The following is a 21,755-nucleotide window of genomic DNA, read 5'->3' as shown; positions in this document are numbered from 1 at the left end:
CCGCCAGCGACTTTGGGGAAGTTCGTCAAACGATGGAGTCATGACGTGAGCAGGACAAGAATTGCAGCCACGGCGATTGGTCTCGCCGCCGCACTGGCGGCCCCGCATGCCCAGGCCCAATCGGCCAGCAGCAGCGAGCAGGAGATCGCGCTCCTGAAGCAGCAGTTGAAAATGCTGGAGCAGAAGCTCGACAAGCTCCAGAGCCAGACCGCAGCGAATACCGCGGCCACGGCGAAGGCCAGGCTTGAGGCGAAAGCTGAGGCGCGGTCCGAAGCGAAGGCCGTCGTCGCCAACGCCAACGCGGCGATCCCGCTCAAGGGACCGGCGCCTGCCTCCGGCGTTGTCGTGACGATGCCGAACAACCGGCCGACCATCTGCACTGCCGATGGGGTAAACTGCGTCGGGATCACAGGTCGCGTGCATTGGGACGTCGGCGGCTACGACTATCGGCCCAACACGGCCGCAACCGTGCCGCAGAAACTCGATAGCGGCGAGAATGTCCGCCGCGCGCGCATCGGTCTCGCCGGCAAGTTCTTCAACGACTGGAATTTCGCGCTGGTCTACGACTTCGGCGGCTCCTCCGATGGGTTTGGCGGCGCAGCTCCGGGTTCGCTGCCCGGCGGCGGCGTCTCCGGCGTCGAGAACGCCTATCTCAGCTATACCGGCCTGAAACCGTTCGGCGGTAAGATGGCCATCGAAGGCGGCATCATGGACCTGCCCTACACTCTCGATGAAGCCACGAGCTCCAACGACATCATGTTCATGGAGCGCGCCTCGGCCGGCATCGTCGCCACCAGCATCGCCGCGGGCGACTTCCGCTCGGCTGTCGGCACGCGCTGGTACAACGACCAGCTCTGGATCGGCGGCTATGTCACGGGGCCCTCGACCGGCGCGATCCATTCGGCGTCGAGCGCAGCACCGAACGGTGCCTCCGAGCAGTATGGCGCCGTCGCCCGCGTTGCGGGCCAGGCCGTCAGCGGCAAGGATTACTCGCTGCATCTTGGCGGCAATGCCGAATGGCTGATCCAGCCGTCGCGCAACATGGTGACGGGTGCGCAGACGGTGACGCTTAACGATCGTCCGGAACTGCGCATCGATCCGACGGCACTGGCCACGACCGGCGCAATCGCCAATGCCTCCGGCGCGCAGGTCTACAGCGTCGAAGCGGCCGCCACCTATGGGCCATTGATGCTGCAAGGCGAGTATTTCTGGTACAACATCGATCGCAGCGCCAATACCGGCCTGCCGCCGCTGGGTGCGCCGAGCCTCAAATTCCAGGGCGGCTACGCGCAGGCCGGTTACGTGCTGACGGGCGAGGGTCGCAGCTACAATGCGGCGAATGCGGCCTATGGCGGCGTCAAGCCGGCGCACCCGTTCTCGCTCGAGGGCGGCGGCTGGGGCGCGTGGGAAGTCGCGGGACGCTTCTCCACGATCGACCTCAACGATCAGCTCGGGACCGCCACCGGCATCGCGGGCGGCCGGCAGACCGTCTACACCGCGGCGCTGAACTGGTACGTCAACGGCAACGTCCGTTTCATGCTGGACTATCTGCATGGCACGGTATCGAGGCAGGCCTCGCCGGTCTCGACCGCCGATGTCGGCTCGAAGTTCGATGCGGTCGCGATGCGGACGCAGTTCGCGTTCTAGGTCTCGCCTGTCGTCCCGGGGGCGCGCAAAAAACGCGAACCCGGGACCCAGCACCTGCAACACTATCGAAGGAGACAAGCCATGAAGGCCGTCGGCTACAAGAAATCGCTTCCGATCGAGGATCAGGACGCGCTGTTCGATTTCGAGACCGCCAAGCCCGAACCCAAGGGCCGTGATATCCGTGTCGCCGTAAAGGCGATCTCGGCCAACCCGGTCGACTACAAGGTGCGCAAGCGCGCCGCTCCGCCCGAGGGCGAGACGAAGATTCTGGGCTATGACGCGGCCGGCGTGGTCGACGCCGTCGGTCCCGACGTCACGCTGTTCAAGCCGGGCGACGAGGTATTTTACGCCGGCTCGATCCTGCGCCAGGGCACCAATTCAGAATTCCACCTTGTCGACGAGCGCATCGTCGGCAACAAGCCGAAGAGCCTGTCGTTCGCGCAGGCCGCGGCTCTTCCCCTCACCTCCATCACCGCCTGGGAGCTGTTGTTCGATCGGCTTGGTGCGGTGCCCGGCAAGATTGTCGATCCGCGCACGCTCTTGATCACCGGCGGCGCCGGCGGTGTCGGCTCGATCCTGATCCAGCTCGCCCGCCGCCTCACCGGGCTGACGGTGGTCGCGACCGCGACGCGGCCGGAGTCGCAAAAATGGTGCCTCGATCTCGGCGCCCATGCGGTGATCGACCACGGCCAACCGATGAAGGAGCAGATCGAGAAGCTCAAGCTGCCGCCGGTCGCGCTGGTGGCGAGCCTCACCTTCACCGACCAGCACTACAAGAGCATTGCCGACTTCATGGCGCCGCAGGGCAAGTTCGGCCTGATCGACGATCCCCCGGAATTCACTGTGAGCGCGTTCAAGGGCAAGGCAATCTCGGTGCATTGGGAATCGATGTTCACGCGCTCCTCGTTCCAGACCGCCGACATGATCGCGCAGCATCATCTGCTCAACGATGTCGCCGACCTCATCGACAAGGGCGTCTTGCGCACGACGCTCGACCAGACCTTTGGCACAATCAGCGCGACCAATCTCAAGCGCGCGCACGCGCTCTTGGAGAGCGGCAAGTCGCGCGGTAAGATCGTGCTGGAGGGGTGGTAGGCCGAAGGCTCAAGAGGGCGCCGCATTCGTCTGAGGCGGACGCGTCGCCCGCTCGATAAAGCCCTTCGCGAGCGCGTGGTAGATCCCTTCCTCGCAGATCATCCGCGATGTGGCATGTGCAATCAGGGCGGCGGCCATCAACGGCACCACCATGGCGTGGTTGTCGGTCATCTCGGTCACGATGACGAAAGCGGTGATCGGCGCCTGCACCACACCGGCAAAATAGGAGACCATGCCGAGCAACATGATCGCACCGAGCGGAGCGTCGTGGAAGAAGGACGCGATATTGCTGCCGAGGCCGGCTCCAACGGCGAGTGACGGCGAAAAATTCCGCCGGGTATGCCACTGATTGCCGCGAAGGTGGTGGCGAGAAGCTTGAGGATGCCGAAGTCCTGCGGCAGTGGTGCGCCCTGCTCCAGGGCCGTCTTTACCTGCTGGTAGCCTGTGCCATAGATCGTATCGCCGGAGACAATGCCGCAGATCGCGACTGCGAAGCCGCACACGAGCGCAAACCACAAGGGGTGGCCCTTGACCGAACGCCCTAGCGGATGGGCGAAGCCGCGCGCCATCACGATGACGATACGGCTGAAGATGCCGCCAGCCAAACCGCCGACCACGCCGCACACCGGAACCGCCAGCCAGTCGACGCCGGGGGCCAGCGCCGTCGCACTGCTGCCGAAATAGGCGTAGTTGCCCATCAGCGCGAGCGAGGTCAGGCCGGCCGCTATCACCGCCGCGATAATGAGACTGCTGGTGCGCGTCTCGAAAGCACGGCTCATCTCCTCGATGCCGAAGACGATCCCCGCCAGCGGTGTGTTGAAGGCGGCCGCGACGCCGGCGGCCGCGCCGGCCAGGATTAATCCGGGCTGGCGGCGTGGCGAGACGCGGCCGAGCGCGAACATGATGGAAGCGCCGACTTGAACGCTCGGTCCTTCCCGGCCGACGGAGCCGCCGCACAGCAGGCCGAACAAGGTGAGGATCACCTTTCCGATCGCGATCTGGATCGAGACCAGGCTCTCGCGCGCCGCCTGGTCGGTCAGATGCCGCGCAGCGATCGCTTGGGGAATGCCGCTGCCCTGTGCATTCGGGAACAGCCGGATGGTCAGATACGCCGAGAGCATGAAGCCGAGAGGTGTCACCGCGAGCACGGCGTAGCGCGACTTGGCCAACAGCAGCGTGAAGGCGTGCTGGGCGAGATCGGCGAGTTGCGCCAGCGCCACCGCCGCGGCGCCAACCCCGATCCCACCGAGCACGAAGATCGCCCGCCGCTGCCATCGCGCGGATGTCAGCCTGAACAGGCGTTTGTGGCGGGTCGACAGGGGCCAGAGCATAAAATCGAGGTTTAGCCGGTCCCGCCGCGAATTGAAGGGGCTATCGAGCAGACCAGCTAGACTGGAACCACGCCCTCGACGAACATCAACCGTCGCTCCAGCGCCGCCTGCCGCAGCTTCAGCGCTTCGGCATATTCCGCCGACGCGTACCATTCCTGCGCCCGCGCCATCGATGGGAACTCCACGATGATGATGGTCTTGGGCCGCGGACCGCCCTCCACCACCTCAGTGGCGCCACCACGCACGAGATAGCGGCCGCCATATTGAGCGATGGTTGCCGCGGCCAGCTCGCGATAGGCTTCCATCGTGGCTTGATCGCGCGCCTCGACCTCCGAAATCACATAGGCCGGCATGAGTTGATCCTTTTGTTTTGAGCATGATCTTTTCGGAAAACCGCGTCACACTTTTCCGGATCATGCTCTAGGCAATCGTGTTGACGATGCCGCCCTCCGCGCGCAGCGCCGCACCGTTGGTCGCGGACGCTTCCTTCGAAGCCGCATAAACCACCATGTTGGCGATCTCATCGACGCTGGCGAAGCGCTGGAGCAGCGAGCTTGGGCGATGTTGTTTGACGAAATTGGCCGCGGCCTCATCGACCGACTGGCCGTTCTGCTTGGCAAGATCCTTCACGAACGTCTCGACGCCCTCCGACATTGTCGGGCCCGGCAGCACGGAATTGACGGTGACGCCGGTGCCCCGTGTGAGCTGCGCCAGGCCCCGCGCGACCGAGAGCTGCGCCGTCTTGCTCATGCCGTAGTGGATCATCTCGACGGGAATGTTGAGCCCGGACTCCGAGGAGATGAAGACGATTCGGCCCCAGTTGCGCTTGAGCATGCCTTTCATATACGCACGCGAGAGACGCACGCCGCTCATCACGTTGACCTCGAAAAAGCGGCTCCAGTCCTCGTCCGGAATGTCGAAAAAGTCCCTCGGCTCGAAGATGCCGGCATTGTTGATGAGGATGTCGACGTCTGGCAGCGCCGCGGCCAGCGCCTTGCAGCCCGCCGCGGTCGAGACGTCGGCGGCGATGCCGCGGACCTTTCCGCCCGCCCCTTCCAGCTTGCGCACGGCCGCATCGACCTTGTCCTGGCCGCGTCCGTTGATCACGACGCTCGCACCCGAGCCGGCAAGGCCCTTGGCGATGGCGTGGCCGATGCCGGCAGTCGAGCCGGTGACGAGAGCGGTCTTTCCGGATAGGTCGATGTTCATGCGTGATCTCCGTTGATGCTTGCGGAGATATTGGGCGCTGCCGGCACGATAGCAATCGGCACTCACCGACGCGTGAGGAGCGGGACGTAACCAACAGGACGGCCAATAAAAAAGCGGCGCCCGAAGGCGCCGCTTTCTGAAAACTCTGCCGGTCGGCTTACGCCGCCTCGGCTTCCTTTTCCTGCACCGGACCGGAATCCAGGCCCTTGGCATCGACATCACGATCGACAAACTCGATCACGGCCATCGGGGCGTTGTCGCCGTAGCGGAAGCCGGCCTTGATGATGCGGGTGTAGCCACCCTGGCGATCCTTGTAGCGGGGCGCGAGCGTGTCGAACAGCTTCCTGACCTGATCCTTGTCACGCATCTCCGAGATGGCCTGACGGCGCATGGCCAGCCCGCCCTTCTTGCCGAGGGTAATCAGCTTCTCGACGATCGGACGCAATTCCTTCGCCTTCGGCAGCGTGGTGACGATCTGCTCGTGCTTGATCAGCGCGGCGCACATGTTGGCGAACATCGCGCGGCGATGCTCAGCGGTGCGGTTGAGCTTGCGATGAACCTTGCCGTGACGCATTTATCTATTCCTTGAATTTCATTCGTCGCGACGGTTCGTCGGACCAGTTGCTCAGGTGGGCTGCCTGCGTTCGCCCGCTAAGGCGCGATGAATTCGCGCCTCAGCCTGTTGTCGTTCGGATCAGTAGTGATCCTCGAAGCGCTTGGCGAGCTCGTCGATGTTCTCCGGCGGCCAGCCCGGCACTTCCATGCCGAGGTGCAGACCCATTTGGGCCAGCACTTCCTTGATCTCGTTCAGAGACTTGCGGCCGAAGTTCGGAGTGCGGAGCATTTCCGCTTCGCTCTTCTGCACGAGGTCGCCGATGTAGACGATGTTGTCGTTCTTCAAGCAATTGGCCGAGCGCACCGACAGCTCGAGCTCGTCCACCTTCTTGAGGAAGGCCGGGTTGAAGGCGAGGTCCGGGATGATCTCCTGGGCGACTTCCTTGCGCGGCTCTTCGAAGTTGACGAACACGTTGAGCTGATCCTGCAGGATGCGCGCCGCGTAGGCCACGGAATCATCCGGCGTCAGTGCGCCGTTGGTCTCGATCGTCATGGTCAGCTTGTCGTAATCGAGGATCTGGCCCTCGCGGGTGTTCTCGACCTTGTAGGAGACCTTGCGGACCGGCGAGTACAGGCTGTCGACCGGGATCAGGCCGATCGGTGCGTCCTCGGGGCGGTTGCGCTCGGCGGGAACGTAGCCCTTGCCGGTTGCGACCGTGAACTCCATGCGGATCTCGGCGCCCTCATCGAGCGTGCAGATCTGCAGGTCGGGATTGAGCACGACGACGTCGCCCACGGTCTGGATGTCGCCGGCGGTGACGACGCCCGGTCCGGACTTCTTGACGACCATGCGCTTGGGGCCTTCGCCCTGCATCTTGATCGAGATGTCCTTGATGTTGAGCACGATGTCGGTGACGTCCTCACGGACGCCCGCGATCGAGGAGAACTCGTGCAGCACGCCGTCGATGTGCACCGACTGCACTGCCGCGCCCTGGAGCGAGGACAGCAGGATGCGGCGTAGCGCGTTGCCGAGCGTCTGGCCGAAGCCGCGCTCGAGCGGTTCGGCGACGATGGTCGCGAAACGGGTCGGATCGCTGCCGGGCTGTACCTGCAGCTTGTTCGGCCGAATCAGTTCTTGCCAATTTTTCTGGATCGTCACTGTTTCACCCATACAGGCCAGTCAGACTGCTGTTGCAGGCACTGGCGTTGGAGAAAGGCCGCAGATCATTTCCACGGCTTTGCAAAAAATCATCGCGGGCGCCAATGCGCCCGCAATCTGGTATCAAACGCGCCGACGCTTACGGGGACGGCAACCGTTGTGCGGGATCGTGGTCACGTCGCGGATCGAGGTGACGGTGAAGCCCGCGGCCTGCAGCGCCCGGAGCGCCGATTCGCGGCCCGAACCGGGACCGGCGACTTCGACTTCCAGCGTGCGCATGCCGTGCTCCTGCGCCTTCTTCGACACGTCCTCGGCGGCAACCTGTGCGGCATACGGGGTCGACTTGCGCGAGCCCTTGAAGCCCATCGTGCCGGCGGAGGACCAGGCAATCGTGTTGCCCTGCGCGTCGGTGATGGTGATGGTCGTGTTGTTGAACGACGAGTTCACGTGCGCGACGCCGGAGGCGATGTTCTTGCGCTCACGACGACGAACGCGGGTGGCTTCCTTGCCCATAGACTACCTTTCCTGAAGATCTCAACGCCGCCGTAATGCCAGCGGCTACACCTGTGGAACGAAAGGCGCGTGGCGAACGGGTCATCCCCGGGTCGCCACACGCCGTGATTGGATGCGAAAACTTACTTCTTCTTGCCGGCGATGGCCTTGGCCGGACCCTTGCGCGTACGCGCGTTGGTGTGGGTACGCTGGCCACGCACCGGCAGACCGCGACGATGGCGCAGGCCGCGATAGCAGCCGAGGTCCATCAGACGCTTGATGTTGATGCCGACCTCACGACGCAAATCGCCCTCGACCATATAGTCGCGGTCGATCACTTCGCGGATCTGGAGCACTTCGGCGTCGCTGAGCTGATTGACGCGACGATCCACCGGGATCTTCACCTTCTCCAGAATCTCACCGGCGATCTTCTGACCGATGCCATGGATGTACTGGAGCGCGATCAGCACGCGCTTGTTGGTCGGGATGTTCACGCCGGCAATACGGGCCACGGCCTTCTCTCCTGTCGCCAATCCCTCGTCAGGAATCGGGCTTTAAGTGCTTGGTTTCTCGGGCAGGTGTTCACAAACGCGAACACGACGCCCACCCCTGGTCTTCCTGGGGCCCGGCATCGTTTGAAACTATCCGACTTGGATGCGGGGCTTATTAGGGGATCCAGGGGGCTTTCGTCAACCGCTGCTAGCGCTTAGCTCGCCTTTTCGTGACCTTTTTTGCGGCCTTTTTGGCACCTTTCTTGACAGCCTTCCTGGCGGTCTTTTTGGCTGCCTTCTTCTTCCCCGCCTTCTTGGCGGCTTTCTTGACGATTCTCCTGCCTGCCGTCGTAGCCTTCTTGGCCGCCTTCCTGGATTTGGCAGCCTTTTTGGCCGCTTTCGCAGGCTTTTTGGCCGATTTCTTCGCCGCCTTGGCCTTTCTGGCCGGGGCCGCCTTTGTCGCACTCCGGGCGTGCGTCTTGCCATGCGTCTTGGGCTCCACCGCCCCGAGCGCCAGGAGCTGGCGATGGATGGCGCGGGTGACCTCATCGATGGCCATCATGCCGTCGATGGTCGAGAGCTTGCGCCGCTCGGAATAGTAGTGAATCAGCGGTTCCGTCTGGCTGCGGTAGCTGGCGAGTCGCTTGGTCAGGACCTCCGGGGTGTCATCGAGCCGGACCTCTTCCCCGCGCTCGCGCATCTGGGCGACGCGAGTCTCGACGCGATTCAGGAGCGCGCTTTCGTTGACGCGGAGCTCGATCACGGCATCGAGCTTGAGGTGCTTGTGCTTGAGCAGCTCATCCAGCGCCTCGGCCTGCGGCACGGTCCGCGGGAAACCGTCAAGGATGAAACCGTTTTTGGCATCCGGCTGATCGATCCGATCGGAGATGATCCCCACCACGACATCGTCTGGCACGAGACCGCCGCTGGCCATGATCTCCTTGGCCTTGAGCCCGACCGGCGTTCCGGCCGCCACCGCTGCACGCAACATCTCGCCGGTCGAGAGCTGGACGATGCCATAGCGCTGCACCAGCAGCTGCGCCTGGGTGCCCTTGCCCGATCCCGGTGGCCCCAGAAGTATAATTCTCATCGGCGTACGCCCCCCGATTGGTGCGCGATACGTCGCGCGCCCGTGTTTTGAAGTCCAGTTACAGTGCAAATCATAATCAGCGCCGCACCGCTACCCATATCATAGGGGAGCAAATGGCCGGACGCCAAGAAGCCTTTGAGATCAATGCTTGCACGACAGGAAGAGTGACTCTGCCGAGGCGACCGAATGGCCGGCTCGCCGTCCGCGCGCATTGCACGCGCGGCGAATCGGCGGCGCAATCGCGCCGCCCGAGGGACGCCGCGCTTAACGGCGGCGGCCGCGCAGCTTCGACTTCCGGATCAGGCCTTCGTACTGATGTGCCAGGAGATAGCCCTGCACCTGCGCCACCGTATCCATGGTGACGCTGACGACGATCAGCAGCGAAGTGCCGCCAAAGTAGAACGGCACCGACGCGTAGGAGATCAGGATTTCCGGAATCAAGCAGACGATCGCCAGATACACCGCGCCGAGCACGGTGATCCGCGACAGCACGTAGTCGATATATTCCGCGGTACGCTCGCCGGGACGGATACCCGGAATGAAGCCGCCGTGCTTCTTCAGATTGTCCGCGGTCTCGGTCGGATTGAACACGATCGCGGTGTAGAAGAAGGCGAAGAACACGATCAGCGCCAGATACATGATCAGGAACAGCGGACGGCCGTGGCCGAGCTGGGTGTTGATCCACTGGAACCATTCCGGCCCGCTGCCCGCGTTGAAGTTCGCAACCGTGGTCGGCAGCAGCAGCAGCGAGGACGCGAAGATCGGCGGGATCACGCCCGAGGTGTTGAGCTTAAGCGGCAGATGCGAGGACTGCCCCTCGAACATCTTGTTGCCGACCTGGCGCTTCGGATACTGGATCAAGAGCCGGCGCTGGGCGCGCTCCACGAACACGATGAAGGCGATCACGGCCACCGCCATGATGATGACCACCAGAATCAGGCCGGTCGACATCGCACCCTGACGGCCGAGCTCGAGCATGTTGGCGAGCGCCGCGGGCAGCTCGGCGACGATGCCGGAGAGAATGATCAGGGAGATGCCGTTGCCGATGCCGCGCGACGTGATCTGCTCGCCCAGCCACATCAGGAACATGGTGCCGCCGGTCAGCGTGATCGCCGTGGACAGGCGGAAGAACATGCCGGGGTCGCTGACGACGTTGCCGGCGCCTTCGAGGCCCACCGCAATGCCGTAGGACTGGAACGCGGCCAGGATCACCGTGAGATAACGGGTGTACTGGTTGAGCAGCTTGCGGCCGGACTCGCCTTCCTTCTTCAGCGCCTCGAGCTGCGGCGAGACGGTGGTCAGGAGCTGGATGATGATGGACGCCGAGATGTACGGCATGATGTTCAGCGCAAAGATCGCCATGCGGTGAATGCCGCCGCCGGCGAACATGTTGAACATGCCGAGGATGCCGCCCGCCTGGGAGCGGAACACCTGCTCCCAGATGTTGGGATCGATGCCGGGCAACGGGATGTAGGTCCCGAGCCGATAAACGAGCAGCGCGCCCAGGGTGAACCAGATGCGCTTCTTCAGTTCGTCGGCCTTGGCAAACGCACCGAAATTGAGATTGGCTGCCAGTTGTTCCGCTGCAGAGGCCATCTTGGACTTTCTCCCGCCGCTTATTGCGCCGTTATGCCCGCGGCCGGGCTACATTATACCGGACACCGGACATTATCTGGGGCTACGGCTTCGATAAGTCCATCGTCCCGCGTGCGTAAAGGCCCGCGAGCCGCGGGCCGATGACGCAGTTGTTACGCCGCCTCGCCTTCTTCCTTGGCAGGCGCGAGGATCTTCACCGAGCCGCCGGCCTTCTCGACTGCCGCGATCGCGGTCTTCGAGGCGCCGTGCACTTCAATGTTGAGCTTGGCCTTGAACTCGCCGCGGCCGAGCAGCCGCAGGCCACCCTTGGCGCGGCGCAGCACGCCGGCCTTGACCAGGGATTCGACGTTCACGACGCTGCCGGCGTCGATCTTCTTGGCATCGACCGCATCCTGGAGCCGGTCGAGATTGATCTCGGCGAACTCCACGCGGAAGATGTTGTTGAAGCCGCGCTTGGGCAGACGGCGATGCAAGGGCATCTGGCCGCCTTCGAAACCCTTGATGCGCACGCCCGAACGCGCGGTCTGGCCCTTGCCACCGCGGCCGGCCTGCTTGCCCTTGCCCGAACCAATGCCGCGGCCGACGCGCATACGCTTCTTGCGCGAGCCGGCATTGTCGGCGATATCGCTGAGCTTCATCGCCCTGCTCCTTGTTTCTTGCGCATGACCTTCACCGAAAACGGGTCCCGCTTCGGGATCGTGCGCCTTTGCTTACTTCTCGTCGACAATGCGAACGAGATGGTGAACTTTCAAGATCATGCCGCGGACCGCCGGGGTGTCCGGCAGTTCGCTGATGCGGCCGATCTTGTTGAGCTTGAGCCCGATCAGCGTCGAACGCTGCGAGTGATGGCGGCGGATCGCGCTGCCGGTCTGCTCGAGCTTGATCGTCTTTGCGGTCGTAACGGCACTCTTGGCCATAGGCGTCTACTCCGAAAAGCTTCCGTTATTCGGCAACCGCCTCGGCGTCACCACCGATACGGCGGGACTGGAGGGTGGACACCTTGATGTTGCGGCGGGCAGCGACCGAGCGCGGCGAATCCTGATGCTTCAGCGCATCGAAGGTCGCGCGAACCATGTTGTACGGGTTCGACGAGCCGATCGACTTCGCAACCACGTCCTGGACGCCGAGCGTCTCGAACACGGCGCGCATCGGACCGCCGGCGATGATGCCGGTACCGGCCGGAGCTGCGCGCAGGTAAACACGGCCCGCGCCATGACGGCCGGCGATGTCGTGATGCAGCGTGCGGCCCTCGCGCAACGACACGCGGGTCAGGTTGCGCTTGGCGGATTCGGTTGCCTTGCGGATCGCCTCGGGCACTTCGCGCGCCTTGCCGTGACCGAAGCCGGCGCGGCCCTTCTGGTCGCCGATCACGACCAGCGCTGCGAAACCGAAGCGCTTGCCGCCCTTGACGACCTTGGCGACGCGATTGATGTGGACGAGCTTGTCAACGAACTCGCTGTCGCGCTCTTCCCTGCGTTCACGTCCGCCGCCGCGTTGATCGCGTCCACCACGTTGTTCGCGTTCTGCCATGGTTTTTCCAGTCCTTCAGAGGCTTACGCCTCAATCCTCAAATTCTGTTAGAAGCTCAGCCCGCTTTCACGCGCCGCGTCGGCAAGAGCCTTGACGCGCCCGTGATAGAGATAGCTGCCGCGATCGAACACGACTTCCTTGACACCCTTCTCGGCGGCGCGCTCGGCCAGCAGCTTGCCGACCGCCTTCGCCGCATCGATGTCGGCGCCGGTCTTGCCGCCATCGCGCATCGACTTCTCGAGCGACGAGGCAGAGGCCAGCGTCTCGCCCTTCAGGTCGTCGATGACCTGGGCGTAGATGTGCTTGGACGAGCGGAACACCGACAGGCGCGGACGGCCGCCACCCGAGCGGCGCAGCTTCAGACGTACACTGCGCTTGCGCCGGGCATTCGTAACCTTGGCTTTCGACATGACCGGCTCCGTTACTTCTTCTTGCCTTCCTTGCGGAAGATGAATTCGCCAACATACTTCACGCCCTTGCCCTTGTAGGGCTCCGGCGGACGATAGGAGCAGATCTCGGCGGCGACCTGGCCGACGCGCTGAATGTCGCTGCCCGTCACCGTGATCTCGGTCGGCTTCGGCACGGTGATCGTGATCCCTTCCGGGATCGCGTAGACCACATCGTGGCTGTAGCCGAGCGCGAGCTGCAGGTTCTTGCCCTGCAGCGCGGCGCGGTAACCGACGCCGGTGATTTCGAGCTTCTTCTCGAAACCCTTGGTGACACCCTCGACCAGATTCGCGACCTGAGCGCGAGCGGTCCCGTACAGGGCCCGCGCGCGGTTGGTCTCGACCCGCGGGTTCACCTTGACCTGGCCGTTGTCGAGCTTCACCTCGACGTCGTTATGGACGACGAACTGAAGCTGGCCCTTCGGCCCCTTCATCTTGACGGTCTGCCCGTCGACGGTCGCGGTCACACCCGACGGCACCGCTACCGGTCTTTTGCCAACACGTGACATGGATCAAAAATCCTTCTCAGAACACCGTGAAGAGAACTTCGCCGCCCACGTTCGCTTCACGCGCACTGTGGTCAGCCATGATTCCCTTCGGCGTCGACAACACCGAAATGCCGAGTCCGTTATTGACCCGCGGCAGGTTCTTCACCGAGGCGTACACGCGCCGCCCGGGTTTGGAAACACGCTCGATCTCGCGGATAACGGGCTCGCCGTCGAAATACTTCAGCTCGATCTCGATCTCGCTGCGGCCCGAGGAGTGCTCGAGCGTGGCGTAACCGCGGATGTAGCCTTCGCTCTTCAGCACCTCGAGAACGTTCTCGCGCATCTTCGAGCCAGGCGTGGAGACCTTGTTCTTGGAGCGCATCTGCGCGTTACGGATGCGGGTGATCAGATCGCTGATTGGATCGTGCGTAGACATTTAAACGACCCTCCTTACCAGCTGGACTTCACGAGGCCCGGGACCATGCCCTTGGAGCCAAGGTCCCGCATTGCGATGCGGGACAGTTTGGTCAAGCGATAGTTCGAGCGCGAACGGCCCGACAGCTCGCAACGCAGACGGATGCGGGTCGCCGACGAGTTGCGCGGCATTTCCGCCAGCTTCAGGGTCGCGGCAAACCGCTCCTCCATCGGCAGCGTCTTGTCGGCGATAATCGCCTTCAACCGCTCGCGCTTCGGGGCGGCGTTCTTCGTCATCCGCTTGCGCCGGTTGTTCTTCTCGATTGAACTCTTCTTTGCCATGCTTGGCTCCTGGGTATCCGCGTTTGAGAGGCTTTAGGTCAGCGTCTCACTGCCGGAACGGGAAATTGAATGCGGTCAACAAGGCCCTCGCCTCGTCGTCGGTCTTGGCCGTGGTGCAGACGGTGATGTCCATGCCGCGGGATTCCGTGACCTTGTCGAAGTCGATCTCGGGGAAAATGATGTGTTCCTTGAGGCCGAGCGAGTAGTTGCCGCGGCCGTCGAAGCTCTTCGGGTTCAAGCCGCGGAAGTCGCGGACGCGCGGCAGCGCAACCGTCACCAGACGATCGATGAACTCGTACATGCGGGCCTTGCGCAGCGTGACCTTGCAGCCGATCGGCTGGTTCTCACGCAACTTGAAGGTCGCGATCGCGATCCGCGAATAGGTCACGATCGCCTTCTGGCCGGCGATCTGGGTCAATTCCGCAGCGGCGTTCTCGGCCTTCTTGCGGTCGTTGACGGAATCGCCAACGCCCATGTTCAGCACGACCTTGTCCAGGCGCGGAACCTGCATGACGTTCTCATAACCGAACTTCTCGGTCATTTCCGTCCGGATCTTCGCGTCGTATTCCGCGCGCAGGCGCGGTGTGTAAGCGGCCTCAGCCATCGATCTCAGCTCCCGAGCTCTTGGCGATGCGGACCTTCTTGCCGTCCGCCAGAATCTTGAATCCGACGCGGGTCGGCTTCCCGTCCTTGCCGACATACGCGATGTTGGACAGTTGGATCGGCGACTCTTTCGAGATGATGCCGCCCTCCTGGGCCTGCGTCTGCTTCTGGTGACGCTTGACCATGTTGATGCCGCGAACCAGCGCCGTACCGGCGTCGGGACGCACTTCGAACACCTCGCCGGTGCGGCCCTTGTCGCGGCCGGTCAGCACGACGACCTTGTCGCCCTTGCGGATCTTCGCAGCCATCACAGCACCTCCGGCGCGAGCGAGATGATCTTCATGTGGTTCTTGGCGCGCAGCTCGCGCGGCACGGGCCCGAAGATACGGGTACCGACCGGCTCGGACTGATTGTTGATCAGAACGGCGGCGTTGCGGTCGAAGCGGATGACCGAACCGTCGGCGCGGCGGATGTCCTTGCGGACGCGCACCACAACGGCCTTCATCACGTCGCCCTTCTTCACCTTGCCACGCGGAATCGCTTCCTTGATCGAGACAACGATGATGTCGCCGATCGTGGCGTAGCGGCGCTTGGAGCCCCCGAGCACCTTGATACACATGACACGGCGTGCGCCAGAATTATCGGCCACGTCGAGGTTGGTCTGCATCTGAATCATTGATGCACCTCGTCCTCTTCTATTTGCGCCAGCCCAGCCGGCGCTCAACATTTACCTGAAGTCAGTCGGCTAAAGCCGACAGATCAGGCGCTTTTCTTGTGTTCGCCCCGGATCACGACCCAGCGCTTCAACTTCGAAATCGGCTTCGATTCCTCGATCCACACCATGTCGCCCGGCTTGAACTCGTTGCTCTCGTCGTGCGCGTGGTAGTTCTTCGAACGGCGGATCGTCTTCTTGTAGATCGGGTGCGTAAAGCGGCGATCGACGCGCACCACGATGGTCTTGGCTTGCTTGTCGCTGACGACCACGCCCTGCAAAGTACGTTTCGGCATCTTCGTAAGCCTCTTACTTCTTCTTCGCGCGCGTCTGCGCGGCGACGGTCTTGATCCGGGCGATGTCACGGCGGGCTTCGCGCAGGCGCGAGGTGTTCTCGAGCTGCCCGGTGGCGCGCTGGAAGCGCAGGTTGAAGCGCTCCTTCTTCAGGTTCAGGATGGCGTCGTCCTGCTGATCGGGGCTCAACGCGCGGATGTCTTCGATTTTCATCTGGGCCATGGCCATTACTCCGCAATGCGCTCGACGAAGCGCGTCTTGATCGGCAGCTTGGCTGCCGCCAGGGTCAGCGCTTCACGCGCCGTCTGGGTGTTGACGCCGTCGATCTCGAACAGCACCCGGCCCGGCTTGACGCGCGCGACCCACAATTCCGGCGCGCCCTTGCCGGAACCCATGCGGACTTCGGCAGGCTTCTTCGACACGGGAACGTCGGGGAATATGCGGATCCAGACGCGGCCGGCGCGCTTCATGTGGCGGGTCAGCGCGCGGCGAGCGGCTTCGATCTGGCGCGCGGTGACGCGCTCAGGCTCGGTCGCCTTCAGACCGAACTGGCCGAACGCCAACGTCGCGCCCGAAGACGCAACGCCGTGGATACGGCCCTTATGCGCCTTCCGGAACTTCGTTTTCTTAGGTTGCATCATGGCTTCAAGCCCTCAAATTCTCTGTGCTGGCGTCAGGCTGCAGCGTTGTCCCGGCGCTGCCGGCCGCCGCGATCGCCGCCGCCACCAGTCTCACCTTCGGCCATTCTCTTGTCCTGGGCCATCGGATCGTGCTCGAGGATCTCGCCCTTGAAGATCCAGACCTTGACACCGCAGGTGCCGAAGGTCGTGAACGCGGTCGCAACCCCGTAGTCGATGTCTGCGCGCAGCGTGTGCAGCGGCACGCGACCTTCGCGGTACCACTCCATGCGCGCGATTTCCGCGCCGCCCAGACGTCCCGAGCAGTTGATGCGGATGCCTTCCGCACCGAGACGCATTGCCGACTGGACGGCGCGCTTCATGGCGCGGCGGAACGCCACGCGGCGCTCCAGCTGCTGCGCGATCGACTCCGCCACCAGCGTCGCATCGAGCTCCGGCTTGCGGATTTCGACGATGTTGATGACGACGTCGGACGCGGTGATGTCCGCGACCTTCTTGCGCAGCTTGTCGATGTCGGCGCCCTTCTTGCCGATCACCACGCCCGGACGAGCCGAGTGGATGGTGACGCGGCACTTCTTGTGCGGACGCTCGATCACGATGCGGGCAACGGCCGCCTGCTTGAGCTCCTTGTGCAGGATCTCACGGATCTTGACATCCTCGTGCAGCAGCTTGCCGTATTCCTGTTTGCCGGCGTACCAGCGGGAATCCCAAGTCCGGTTGATGCCGAGACGCAGACCGATCGGATTGATCTTTTGACCCATCGTGTTCTCCTGCGTCCCTTAAGCCGCTGCTGCGGCTTCGACCTGACGAACGATGATCGTCAGCTGTGAAAATGGTTTGTAGACACGGCCCGAGCGGCCACGGCCGCGGGCGGCAAAGCGCTTCATCACGAGGCCGTTGCCGACGAAGGCCTGCGCCACGACGAGATCGTCGACGTCGAGGTCGTGGTTGTTCTCGGCGTTGGCAATAGCCGATTCCAGGCACTTCTTCACGTCAACCGCGATCCGCTTGCGCGAAAACTGCAGGTCGGCGAGCGCAGCAGCCGCCTTCCGGCCGCGAATGAGCTGGGCGACCAGGTTGAGCTTCTGCGGGCTCACCCGCAGCATCCGGGCGACCGCCTTGGCCTCGTTCTCGGCGAGGCTCCGTTCGCGCTTAGGTTTGCTCATCGTTTAATCCTCAAGCCTTCTTGGCTTTCTTGTCCCCGGAGTGGCCATGGAAGGTGCGGGTCGGCGAGAACTCGCCGAACTTGTGACCGACCATTTCCTCGTTGACGGCCACCGGCACGTGCTTCTGACCGTTGTAGACGCCGAAGGTCAGGCCGACGAATTGCGGCAGGATCGTCGAGCGACGGCTCCAGATCTTGATGACGTCGTGACGGCCGGACGAGCGCGCGGCATCTGCCTTCTTGAGCAGAGAACCCTCGACGAACGGGCCTTTCCAGACTGAACGAACCATGTCCGGCGTTCCTTACTTCTTCCGCTTGTGGCGGCTTAGGAGAATGAATTTGTTGGTCGACTTGTTGGAGCGGGTCTTCTTGCCCTTGGTCGGCTTGCCCCACGGAGTAACCGGGTGGCGGCCGCCCGAGGTACGACCTTCACCACCGCCGTGCGGATGGTCGATCGGGTTCATCGAAACGCCGCGGTTGTGCGGCTTGCGGCCCAGCCAACGGTTGCGGCCGGCCTTGCCGATCGACGTGTTCATGTGATCCGGGTTCGACACCGCGCCGATCGTGCCGCGGCAACGGCCGTGCACCAGGCGCTGTTCGCCCGAGTTCAGGCGGATGATCACGTAGTCCTGGTCGCGACCGACGAGCTGGGCATAGGTGCCCGCGGAACGGGCGAGCTGGCCGCCCTTCCCGATCTTGACCTCGATGTTGTGGATGATCGTACCGACCGGCATGTTGCCGAGCGGCATGACATTGCCCGGCTTCACGTCGACATAGTTGCCGGCGACGACGGAATCACCGACGGCCAAACGCTGCGGCGCCAGGATATAGGCCTGGGTGCCGTCTTCGTACTTGACCAACGCGATGAATGCGGTGCGGTTCGGATCGTACTCCAGCCGCTCGACCGTCGCGGGCGCATCGACCTTGTCGCGCTTGAAATCGACGGTACGCAACGTTCGCTTATGACCACCGCCGCGGAAGCGCACGGTGATGCGACCGGTGTTGTTACGGCCGCCGGAGGAGTGCTTGCCTTCGGTGAGCGCCTTGACCGGCTTGCCCTTGTAGAGGGCCGAACGATCGACCATGACCAGCTGGCGCTGGCCCGGCGTCGTGGGATTGAATGTCTTCAGTGCCATCGTCGTACGACCTTACAGACCGGTGGTCACGTCGATCCGGTGACCCTCTTCGAGAGTCACGATCGCGCGCTTGGAGTTCGACTGCGAGCCGAGATTGCCGCGGAAGATCTTGGTCTTGCCCTTGCGGACCAGCGTGTTGACACTCTTGACCTTGACGTCGAACAGCTTCTCGATCGCTTCCTTGATCTGCGGCTTGGTCGCCTTGGCGGCCACCTTGAACAGCACCTTGTTGTGCTCCGAGGCGATCGTGGCCTTTTCGGTCACGACCGGCGATAGGATCACGTCGTAGTGGCGAGGCTCGATGTTCTTCGTCATTTGAAGCGCGCCTCCAGCGCATCGATGGCGGCCTTGGTCAGAACAAGCTTCCGACGGCGCAGGATGTCATAGACGTTGATGCCCTGGATCGGCAGCACGTCCATGTTCGGGATGTTGCGGGCCGCAGCGGCGAAGCCGTTGTTGAGCTCGGCGCCGTCGATGATCAGCGCGTTGGTCAAACCCAGACCGGAGAAATGACCGAGCAGCGCCTTGGTCTTGGCAGCTTCCAGCGCGGCCTTGTCGATCACGATGAGATCGCCGTCCTTGGCCTTGGCCGAGAGCGCATGCTTGAGGGCGAGCGCACGGACCTTCTTCGGCAGGTCGGTGGCGTGCGAACGCACCACCGGACCGAAGGCACGGCCACCTCCGCGGAACTGCGGCACCCGGGCCGAGCCGTGACGAGCACCACCGGTACCCTTCTGCTTGTACATCTTCTTGCCGGTGCGCCAGATCTCGGCGCGGCCCTTGGCCTTGTGCGTACCGGCCTGGCGCTTGTTGAGCTGCCACTGCACGCAACGTGCAATGATGTCCTGGCGCGGCTCGAGGCCGAAAATGGTGTCGGAAAGCTGGACCGAGCCGGCTTCCTTACCTTCGAGGGTCGTGACCTTCAATTCCATCTCACGCCTCCTGCGCAGCCGGAGCAGCGTCCGCTTCGCCAGCAACCTTGAACTTGCCGGGCTTCGGAGCTTCCTTAGGCAGCGGCTTCTTGACGGCGTCGCGCACGCGGATCCAGCCGCCCTTGGAGCCGGGAACGGCGCCTTCGACGAGGATCAGACCGCGTTCGACATCGAGCTGGACGACCCGAAGGTTGAGCGTGGTGATGCGGTCGACGCCCATGTGACCGGGCATCTTCTTGTTCTTCCAGGTCTTGCCCGGGTCCTGACGGCCACCGGTCGAACCGATCGAACGGTGCGAGACCGAGACGCCGTGAGTGGCGCGCAGACCGCCGAAGTTCCAGCGCTTCATACCGCCGGCAAAACCCTTACCGACCGAAGTACCGGTGACGTCGACGAACTGACCGACGACAAAGTGGTCGGCCAGGATCTCGGCACCGACGGGGATCATCTGATCCGCGGAGACGCGGAATTCCTCGACCTGCCGCTTCGGCTCGACCTTGGCGACCGCGAACTGGCCGCGCTCCGCCTTGGGCATGTACACGGTCTTGCGGCTGCCAGAACCAAGCTGGAGCGCGACATAACCGTTTTTCTCTTCGGTGCGGTGGCCTACGACCTGGCAATTGCCGAGCTTCAGCACGGTCACGGGGATATGTTCGCCGGCCTCTGTAAAGACCCGCGTCATCCCGACCTTTTGTGCGATCACTCCGGAGCGCATCGGCGTGCTTCCTGTTCTTTCTGTCCGCTAGTGGCGAACGTGATCCAAAAATCTTAGAGCTTGATCTCGACGTCGACACCGGCGGCCAAGTCGAGCTTCATCAAAGCATCGACGGTCTGCGGGGTCGGATCGACGATGTCGAGCAGGCGCTTGTGAGTGCGCATCTCGAACTGCTCGCGGCTCTTCTTGTCGACGTGCGGCGAACGGTTGACGGTGAACTTCTCGATGCGGGTGGGCAGCGGAATGGGTCCGCGGACCTGCGCGCCGGTGCGCTTCGCCGTGTTCACGATCTCGCGGGTCGACGTATCGAGGATACGATGGTCGAACGCCTTGAGACGGATGCGAATGTTTTGGCCGTTCATTGCCGTGGTCTTTCTTCAATGGGGTGGCGAATAGCGAATAGCGAATGTCACATTCGCTATTCGCCGATCCCTATTCTCGTAATTACTCGATGATCGAGGCGACGACGCCGGCGCCGACGGTGCGGCCACCTTCGCGGATCGCGAAGCGGAGCTTCTCTTCCATCGCGATCGGCACGATCAGGTGCACTTCCATCGCGATGTTGTCGCCCGGCATCACCATCTCGGTGCCTTCCGGCAGATGCACGACACCGGTCACGTCGGTGGTGCGGAAGTAGAACTGCGGACGGTAGTTGGTGAAGAAGGGAGTGTGGCGGCCGCCCTCTTCCTTGGTGAGGATGTAGGCCTCAGCCTTGAACTTGGTGTGCGGCTTGACCGAACCCGGCTTGCACAGCACCTGGCCGCGCTCGACGTCCTCGCGCTTGGTACCGCGAAGCAGCGCACCGATGTTGTCGCCGGCCTGGCCTTGATCCAGCAGCTTGCGGAACATTTCGACACCGGTGACCGTGGTCTTCTGCGTGGCGCGCAGACCGACGATCTCGATTTCCTCGCCGACCTTGACGATACCGCGCTCGACACGGCCGGTCACGACGGTGCCGCGGCCCGAGATCGAGAACACGTCTTCAACCGGCATCAGGAACGGCAGATCGACCGGACGCTCCGGCTGCGGAATGTAAGCGTCGACCTGCTTCATCAGCTCGAGGATGGCGTCATGGCCGAGCGTCTTATCGGAATCTTCGAGGGCGGCAAGCGCCGAGCCCTTGATGATCGGGATGGTGTCGCCCGGGAATTCGTACTTCGAGAGCAGCTCGCGGACCTCGAGCTCGACGAGCTCGAGCAGTTCCGGATCGTCGACCATGTCGCACTTGTTGAGGAACACGACGAGCGCGGGAACGCCGACCTGGCGGGCGAGCAGGATGTGCTCGCGGGTCTGCGGCATCGGACCGTCGGCGGCCGACACGACCAGGATCGCACCGTCCATCTGGGCGGCGCCGGTGATCATGTTCTTCACGTAGTCGGCGTGGCCGGGGCAGTCGACGTGCGCGTAGTGGCGGTTCTTGGTCTCGTATTCGACGTGCGCCGTCGAGATCGTGATGCCGCGCGCCTTCTCTTCCGGCGCCTTGTCGATCTGGTCGTACGCGGTGAACGTCGCGCCGCCGGCTTCGGCGAGGACCTTGGTGATCGCCGCGGTCAGCGACGTCTTGCCATGGTCGACGTGACCGATGGTGCCGATGTTGCAGTGCGGCTTGTTACGTTCAAACTTTGCTTTGGCCATTTGACTCTCCGTTCAATCGTCAGTTCGAGACCGACGACAA

General features: G+C 63.3%; 32 protein-coding genes and 1 pseudogene. 2 read left to right on the top strand and 31 right to left on the bottom strand.

The features are described 5' to 3' along the window. Nucleotides 1–45: 45 nt before the first annotated feature. Together AB3L03_RS33945 and AB3L03_RS33940 are read left to right on the top strand one after the other, a co-directional pair. A complete protein-coding gene (locus AB3L03_RS33945) occupies nt 46–1,647 on the top strand; it encodes an OprO/OprP family phosphate-selective porin (protein ID WP_085351290.1) in 1,602 nt (533 codons plus the stop codon). Between the two features lie 81 nt (nt 1,648–1,728). Further along, nucleotides 1,729–2,742 carry a zinc-binding alcohol dehydrogenase family protein gene (locus AB3L03_RS33940; RefSeq protein ID WP_085360809.1) on the top strand — a complete coding sequence of 338 codons (1,014 nt, stop codon included), beginning with the start codon at nt 1,729–1,731 and terminating at the stop codon, nt 2,740–2,742. A 9-nt stretch (nt 2,743–2,751) separates the two neighbouring features. Here AB3L03_RS33940 and AB3L03_RS33935 read toward each other — a convergent pair. From AB3L03_RS33935 to tuf, 31 genes and pseudogenes are all read right to left on the bottom strand, one after another. Continuing rightward, a pseudogene (locus AB3L03_RS33935) lies at nt 2,752–4,073 on the bottom strand (chloride channel protein). A gap of 56 nt (nt 4,074–4,129) precedes the next feature. After that, nucleotides 4,130–4,426, bottom strand: coding sequence for a DUF1330 domain-containing protein (locus tag AB3L03_RS33930; RefSeq protein WP_085351287.1), 297 nt, complete (start codon nt 4,424–4,426; stop codon nt 4,130–4,132). 67 nt (nt 4,427–4,493) lie between these two features. After that, nucleotides 4,494–5,282, bottom strand: coding sequence for an SDR family NAD(P)-dependent oxidoreductase (locus AB3L03_RS33925; RefSeq protein ID WP_085351286.1), 789 nt, complete (start codon nt 5,280–5,282; stop codon nt 4,494–4,496). A gap of 157 nt (nt 5,283–5,439) precedes the next feature. Then, nucleotides 5,440–5,856, bottom strand: a complete 417-nt coding sequence (rplQ, locus tag AB3L03_RS33920; RefSeq protein WP_018456461.1) for a 50S ribosomal protein L17 — start codon at nt 5,854–5,856, stop codon at nt 5,440–5,442. Between the two features lie 120 nt (nt 5,857–5,976). After that, nucleotides 5,977–7,008, bottom strand: a complete 1,032-nt coding sequence (locus AB3L03_RS33915; RefSeq protein WP_007603046.1) for a DNA-directed RNA polymerase subunit alpha — start codon at nt 7,006–7,008, stop codon at nt 5,977–5,979. 111 nt (nt 7,009–7,119) lie between these two features. Further along, complete coding sequence (rpsK, locus tag AB3L03_RS33910) at nt 7,120–7,509, bottom strand: 30S ribosomal protein S11 (RefSeq protein ID WP_007603045.1); 390 nt, start codon at nt 7,507–7,509, stop codon at nt 7,120–7,122. Between the two features lie 122 nt (nt 7,510–7,631). Next, complete coding sequence (rpsM, locus tag AB3L03_RS33905; protein WP_018456460.1) at nt 7,632–8,000, bottom strand: 30S ribosomal protein S13; 369 nt, start codon at nt 7,998–8,000, stop codon at nt 7,632–7,634. Between the two features lie 187 nt (nt 8,001–8,187). Next, entirely contained in the window at nt 8,188–9,069 is an 882-nt protein-coding gene (locus AB3L03_RS33900) for an adenylate kinase (RefSeq protein WP_085351285.1), read from the bottom strand. Between the two features lie 264 nt (nt 9,070–9,333). Further along, nucleotides 9,334–10,665 carry a preprotein translocase subunit SecY gene (gene secY / locus AB3L03_RS33895; RefSeq protein WP_007611601.1) on the bottom strand — a complete coding sequence of 444 codons (1,332 nt, stop codon included), beginning with the start codon at nt 10,663–10,665 and terminating at the stop codon, nt 9,334–9,336. Nucleotides 10,666–10,817: 152 nt separating this feature from the next. After that, nucleotides 10,818–11,303, bottom strand: coding sequence for a 50S ribosomal protein L15 (gene rplO, locus AB3L03_RS33890; protein WP_027518586.1), 486 nt, complete (start codon nt 11,301–11,303; stop codon nt 10,818–10,820). 72 nt (nt 11,304–11,375) lie between these two features. After that, nucleotides 11,376–11,582, bottom strand: coding sequence for a 50S ribosomal protein L30 (gene rpmD, locus AB3L03_RS33885; protein WP_018456457.1), 207 nt, complete (start codon nt 11,580–11,582; stop codon nt 11,376–11,378). Between the two features lie 25 nt (nt 11,583–11,607). Beyond that, nucleotides 11,608–12,195, bottom strand: coding sequence for a 30S ribosomal protein S5 (rpsE, locus tag AB3L03_RS33880; RefSeq protein ID WP_007603037.1), 588 nt, complete (start codon nt 12,193–12,195; stop codon nt 11,608–11,610). Between the two features lie 47 nt (nt 12,196–12,242). Further along, nucleotides 12,243–12,605, bottom strand: a complete 363-nt coding sequence (gene rplR / locus AB3L03_RS33875; protein ID WP_007603036.1) for a 50S ribosomal protein L18 — start codon at nt 12,603–12,605, stop codon at nt 12,243–12,245. An 11-nt stretch (nt 12,606–12,616) separates the two neighbouring features. Continuing rightward, nucleotides 12,617–13,150, bottom strand: coding sequence for a 50S ribosomal protein L6 (gene rplF, locus AB3L03_RS33870; protein WP_368507870.1), 534 nt, complete (start codon nt 13,148–13,150; stop codon nt 12,617–12,619). A 16-nt stretch (nt 13,151–13,166) separates the two neighbouring features. Beyond that, nucleotides 13,167–13,565 (bottom strand): 30S ribosomal protein S8, encoded by a 399-nt coding sequence (rpsH, locus tag AB3L03_RS33865; protein ID WP_007603034.1) that lies wholly within the window; start codon nt 13,563–13,565, stop codon nt 13,167–13,169. 14 nt (nt 13,566–13,579) lie between these two features. Next, entirely contained in the window at nt 13,580–13,885 is a 306-nt protein-coding gene (gene rpsN / locus AB3L03_RS33860) for a 30S ribosomal protein S14 (protein ID WP_007611604.1), read from the bottom strand. A gap of 46 nt (nt 13,886–13,931) precedes the next feature. Further along, on the bottom strand, nt 13,932–14,489 hold the full coding sequence (rplE, locus tag AB3L03_RS33855; protein WP_007603032.1) for a 50S ribosomal protein L5: 558 nt from the start codon (nt 14,487–14,489) through the stop codon (nt 13,932–13,934). Beyond that, complete coding sequence (rplX, locus tag AB3L03_RS33850) at nt 14,482–14,796, bottom strand: 50S ribosomal protein L24 (protein ID WP_007603031.1); 315 nt, start codon at nt 14,794–14,796, stop codon at nt 14,482–14,484. Before rplX ends, rplE begins: the two co-directional genes overlap by 8 nt. Next, nucleotides 14,796–15,164, bottom strand: coding sequence for a 50S ribosomal protein L14 (rplN, locus tag AB3L03_RS33845; RefSeq protein WP_007603030.1), 369 nt, complete (start codon nt 15,162–15,164; stop codon nt 14,796–14,798). The genes rplX and rplN overlap by 1 nt, the downstream gene beginning before the upstream one ends. A gap of 83 nt (nt 15,165–15,247) precedes the next feature. Continuing rightward, nucleotides 15,248–15,496 (bottom strand): 30S ribosomal protein S17, encoded by a 249-nt coding sequence (gene rpsQ, locus AB3L03_RS33840; RefSeq protein ID WP_007603028.1) that lies wholly within the window; start codon nt 15,494–15,496, stop codon nt 15,248–15,250. Nucleotides 15,497–15,509: 13 nt separating this feature from the next. After that, the gene (gene rpmC, locus AB3L03_RS33835) at nt 15,510–15,716 is read right to left on the bottom strand and encodes a 50S ribosomal protein L29 (protein ID WP_007603026.1); all 207 of its coding nucleotides are present in this window, start codon (nt 15,714–15,716) and stop codon (nt 15,510–15,512) included. 5 nt (nt 15,717–15,721) lie between these two features. Further along, nucleotides 15,722–16,135, bottom strand: coding sequence for a 50S ribosomal protein L16 (gene rplP / locus AB3L03_RS33830; protein ID WP_007603024.1), 414 nt, complete (start codon nt 16,133–16,135; stop codon nt 15,722–15,724). A 32-nt stretch (nt 16,136–16,167) separates the two neighbouring features. Further along, complete coding sequence (gene rpsC / locus AB3L03_RS33825; RefSeq protein ID WP_007603023.1) at nt 16,168–16,893, bottom strand: 30S ribosomal protein S3; 726 nt, start codon at nt 16,891–16,893, stop codon at nt 16,168–16,170. An 18-nt stretch (nt 16,894–16,911) separates the two neighbouring features. Further along, entirely contained in the window at nt 16,912–17,298 is a 387-nt protein-coding gene (rplV, locus tag AB3L03_RS33820) for a 50S ribosomal protein L22 (RefSeq protein ID WP_007603022.1), read from the bottom strand. Between the two features lie 10 nt (nt 17,299–17,308). Continuing rightward, nucleotides 17,309–17,587, bottom strand: a complete 279-nt coding sequence (gene rpsS, locus AB3L03_RS33815) for a 30S ribosomal protein S19 (RefSeq protein WP_007603021.1) — start codon at nt 17,585–17,587, stop codon at nt 17,309–17,311. Nucleotides 17,588–17,599: 12 nt separating this feature from the next. Next, a complete protein-coding gene (rplB, locus tag AB3L03_RS33810) occupies nt 17,600–18,433 on the bottom strand; it encodes a 50S ribosomal protein L2 (protein ID WP_007611609.1) in 834 nt (277 codons plus the stop codon). Between the two features lie 12 nt (nt 18,434–18,445). Then, nucleotides 18,446–18,748 (bottom strand): 50S ribosomal protein L23, encoded by a 303-nt coding sequence (locus tag AB3L03_RS33805; protein WP_007603019.1) that lies wholly within the window; start codon nt 18,746–18,748, stop codon nt 18,446–18,448. Next, nucleotides 18,745–19,365: a 50S ribosomal protein L4 gene (gene rplD / locus AB3L03_RS33800; protein ID WP_007603018.1), complete on the bottom strand. Its 621-nt coding sequence runs from the start codon at nt 19,363–19,365 to the stop codon at nt 18,745–18,747. Before rplD ends, AB3L03_RS33805 begins: the two co-directional genes overlap by 4 nt. 1 nt (nt 19,366) lies before the next feature. Continuing rightward, complete coding sequence (rplC, locus tag AB3L03_RS33795) at nt 19,367–20,080, bottom strand: 50S ribosomal protein L3 (RefSeq protein ID WP_007603016.1); 714 nt, start codon at nt 20,078–20,080, stop codon at nt 19,367–19,369. A 53-nt stretch (nt 20,081–20,133) separates the two neighbouring features. After that, on the bottom strand, nt 20,134–20,442 hold the full coding sequence (rpsJ, locus tag AB3L03_RS33790; RefSeq protein WP_002712302.1) for a 30S ribosomal protein S10: 309 nt from the start codon (nt 20,440–20,442) through the stop codon (nt 20,134–20,136). An 82-nt stretch (nt 20,443–20,524) separates the two neighbouring features. Further along, a complete protein-coding gene (gene tuf, locus AB3L03_RS33785; RefSeq protein WP_018456453.1) occupies nt 20,525–21,715 on the bottom strand; it encodes an elongation factor Tu in 1,191 nt (396 codons plus the stop codon). Nucleotides 21,716–21,755 lie beyond the last annotated feature (40 nt).

This window comes from Bradyrhizobium lupini (assembly GCF_040939785.1).
Lineage (GTDB): Bacteria > Pseudomonadota > Alphaproteobacteria > Rhizobiales > Xanthobacteraceae > Bradyrhizobium > Bradyrhizobium canariense_D.
Note: the sequence above shows the minus strand (reverse complement) of the source record. Positions and strands in the feature narration are given on the sequence as shown.

Excerpts from the sequence above, each read along its gene's own strand:
- AB3L03_RS33940 (WP_085360809.1), top strand. The coding sequence starts at position 1,729 with ATGAAGGCCGTCGGCTACAAGAAATCGCTTCCGATCGAGGATCAGGAC.
- AB3L03_RS33930 (WP_085351287.1), bottom strand. The coding sequence starts at position 4,426 with ATGCCGGCCTATGTGATTTCGGAGGTCGAGGCGCGCGATCAAGCCACG.
- AB3L03_RS33925 (WP_085351286.1), bottom strand. The coding sequence starts at position 5,282 with ATGAACATCGACCTATCCGGAAAGACCGCTCTCGTCACCGGCTCGACT.
- rplQ (WP_018456461.1), bottom strand. The coding sequence starts at position 5,856 with ATGCGTCACGGCAAGGTTCATCGCAAGCTCAACCGCACCGCTGAGCAT.
- AB3L03_RS33915 (WP_007603046.1), bottom strand. The coding sequence starts at position 7,008 with ATGGGTGAAACAGTGACGATCCAGAAAAATTGGCAAGAACTGATTCGG.
- rpsK (WP_007603045.1), bottom strand. The coding sequence starts at position 7,509 with ATGGGCAAGGAAGCCACCCGCGTTCGTCGTCGTGAGCGCAAGAACATC.
- AB3L03_RS33900 (WP_085351285.1), bottom strand. The coding sequence starts at position 9,069 with ATGAGAATTATACTTCTGGGGCCACCGGGATCGGGCAAGGGCACCCAG.
- secY (WP_007611601.1), bottom strand. The coding sequence starts at position 10,665 with ATGGCCTCTGCAGCGGAACAACTGGCAGCCAATCTCAATTTCGGTGCG.
- rplO (WP_027518586.1), bottom strand. The coding sequence starts at position 11,303 with ATGAAGCTCAGCGATATCGCCGACAATGCCGGCTCGCGCAAGAAGCGT.
- rpmD (WP_018456457.1), bottom strand. The coding sequence starts at position 11,582 with ATGGCCAAGAGTGCCGTTACGACCGCAAAGACGATCAAGCTCGAGCAG.
- rpsE (WP_007603037.1), bottom strand. The coding sequence starts at position 12,195 with ATGGCAGAACGCGAACAACGTGGTGGACGCGATCAACGCGGCGGCGGA.
- rplR (WP_007603036.1), bottom strand. The coding sequence starts at position 12,605 with ATGTCGAAAGCCAAGGTTACGAATGCCCGGCGCAAGCGCAGTGTACGT.
- rplF (WP_368507870.1), bottom strand. The coding sequence starts at position 13,150 with ATGTCACGTGTTGGCAAAAGACCGGTAGCGGTGCCGTCGGGTGTGACC.
- rpsH (WP_007603034.1), bottom strand. The coding sequence starts at position 13,565 with ATGTCTACGCACGATCCAATCAGCGATCTGATCACCCGCATCCGTAAC.
- rpsN (WP_007611604.1), bottom strand. The coding sequence starts at position 13,885 with ATGGCAAAGAAGAGTTCAATCGAGAAGAACAACCGGCGCAAGCGGATG.
- rplE (WP_007603032.1), bottom strand. The coding sequence starts at position 14,489 with ATGGCTGAGGCCGCTTACACACCGCGCCTGCGCGCGGAATACGACGCG.
- rplX (WP_007603031.1), bottom strand. The coding sequence starts at position 14,796 with ATGGCTGCGAAGATCCGCAAGGGCGACAAGGTCGTCGTGCTGACCGGC.
- rplN (WP_007603030.1), bottom strand. The coding sequence starts at position 15,164 with ATGATTCAGATGCAGACCAACCTCGACGTGGCCGATAATTCTGGCGCA.
- rpsQ (WP_007603028.1), bottom strand. The coding sequence starts at position 15,496 with ATGCCGAAACGTACTTTGCAGGGCGTGGTCGTCAGCGACAAGCAAGCC.
- rpmC (WP_007603026.1), bottom strand. The coding sequence starts at position 15,716 with ATGGCCCAGATGAAAATCGAAGACATCCGCGCGTTGAGCCCCGATCAG.
- rplP (WP_007603024.1), bottom strand. The coding sequence starts at position 16,135 with ATGATGCAACCTAAGAAAACGAAGTTCCGGAAGGCGCATAAGGGCCGT.
- rpsC (WP_007603023.1), bottom strand. The coding sequence starts at position 16,893 with ATGGGTCAAAAGATCAATCCGATCGGTCTGCGTCTCGGCATCAACCGG.
- rplV (WP_007603022.1), bottom strand. The coding sequence starts at position 17,298 with ATGAGCAAACCTAAGCGCGAACGGAGCCTCGCCGAGAACGAGGCCAAG.
- rpsS (WP_007603021.1), bottom strand. The coding sequence starts at position 17,587 with ATGGTTCGTTCAGTCTGGAAAGGCCCGTTCGTCGAGGGTTCTCTGCTC.
- rplB (WP_007611609.1), bottom strand. The coding sequence starts at position 18,433 with ATGGCACTGAAGACATTCAATCCCACGACGCCGGGCCAGCGCCAGCTG.
- AB3L03_RS33805 (WP_007603019.1), bottom strand. The coding sequence starts at position 18,748 with ATGACGAAGAACATCGAGCCTCGCCACTACGACGTGATCCTATCGCCG.
- rplD (WP_007603018.1), bottom strand. The coding sequence starts at position 19,365 with ATGGAATTGAAGGTCACGACCCTCGAAGGTAAGGAAGCCGGCTCGGTC.
- rplC (WP_007603016.1), bottom strand. The coding sequence starts at position 20,080 with ATGCGCTCCGGAGTGATCGCACAAAAGGTCGGGATGACGCGGGTCTTT.
- rpsJ (WP_002712302.1), bottom strand. The coding sequence starts at position 20,442 with ATGAACGGCCAAAACATTCGCATCCGTCTCAAGGCGTTCGACCATCGT.
- tuf (WP_018456453.1), bottom strand. The coding sequence starts at position 21,715 with ATGGCCAAAGCAAAGTTTGAACGTAACAAGCCGCACTGCAACATCGGC.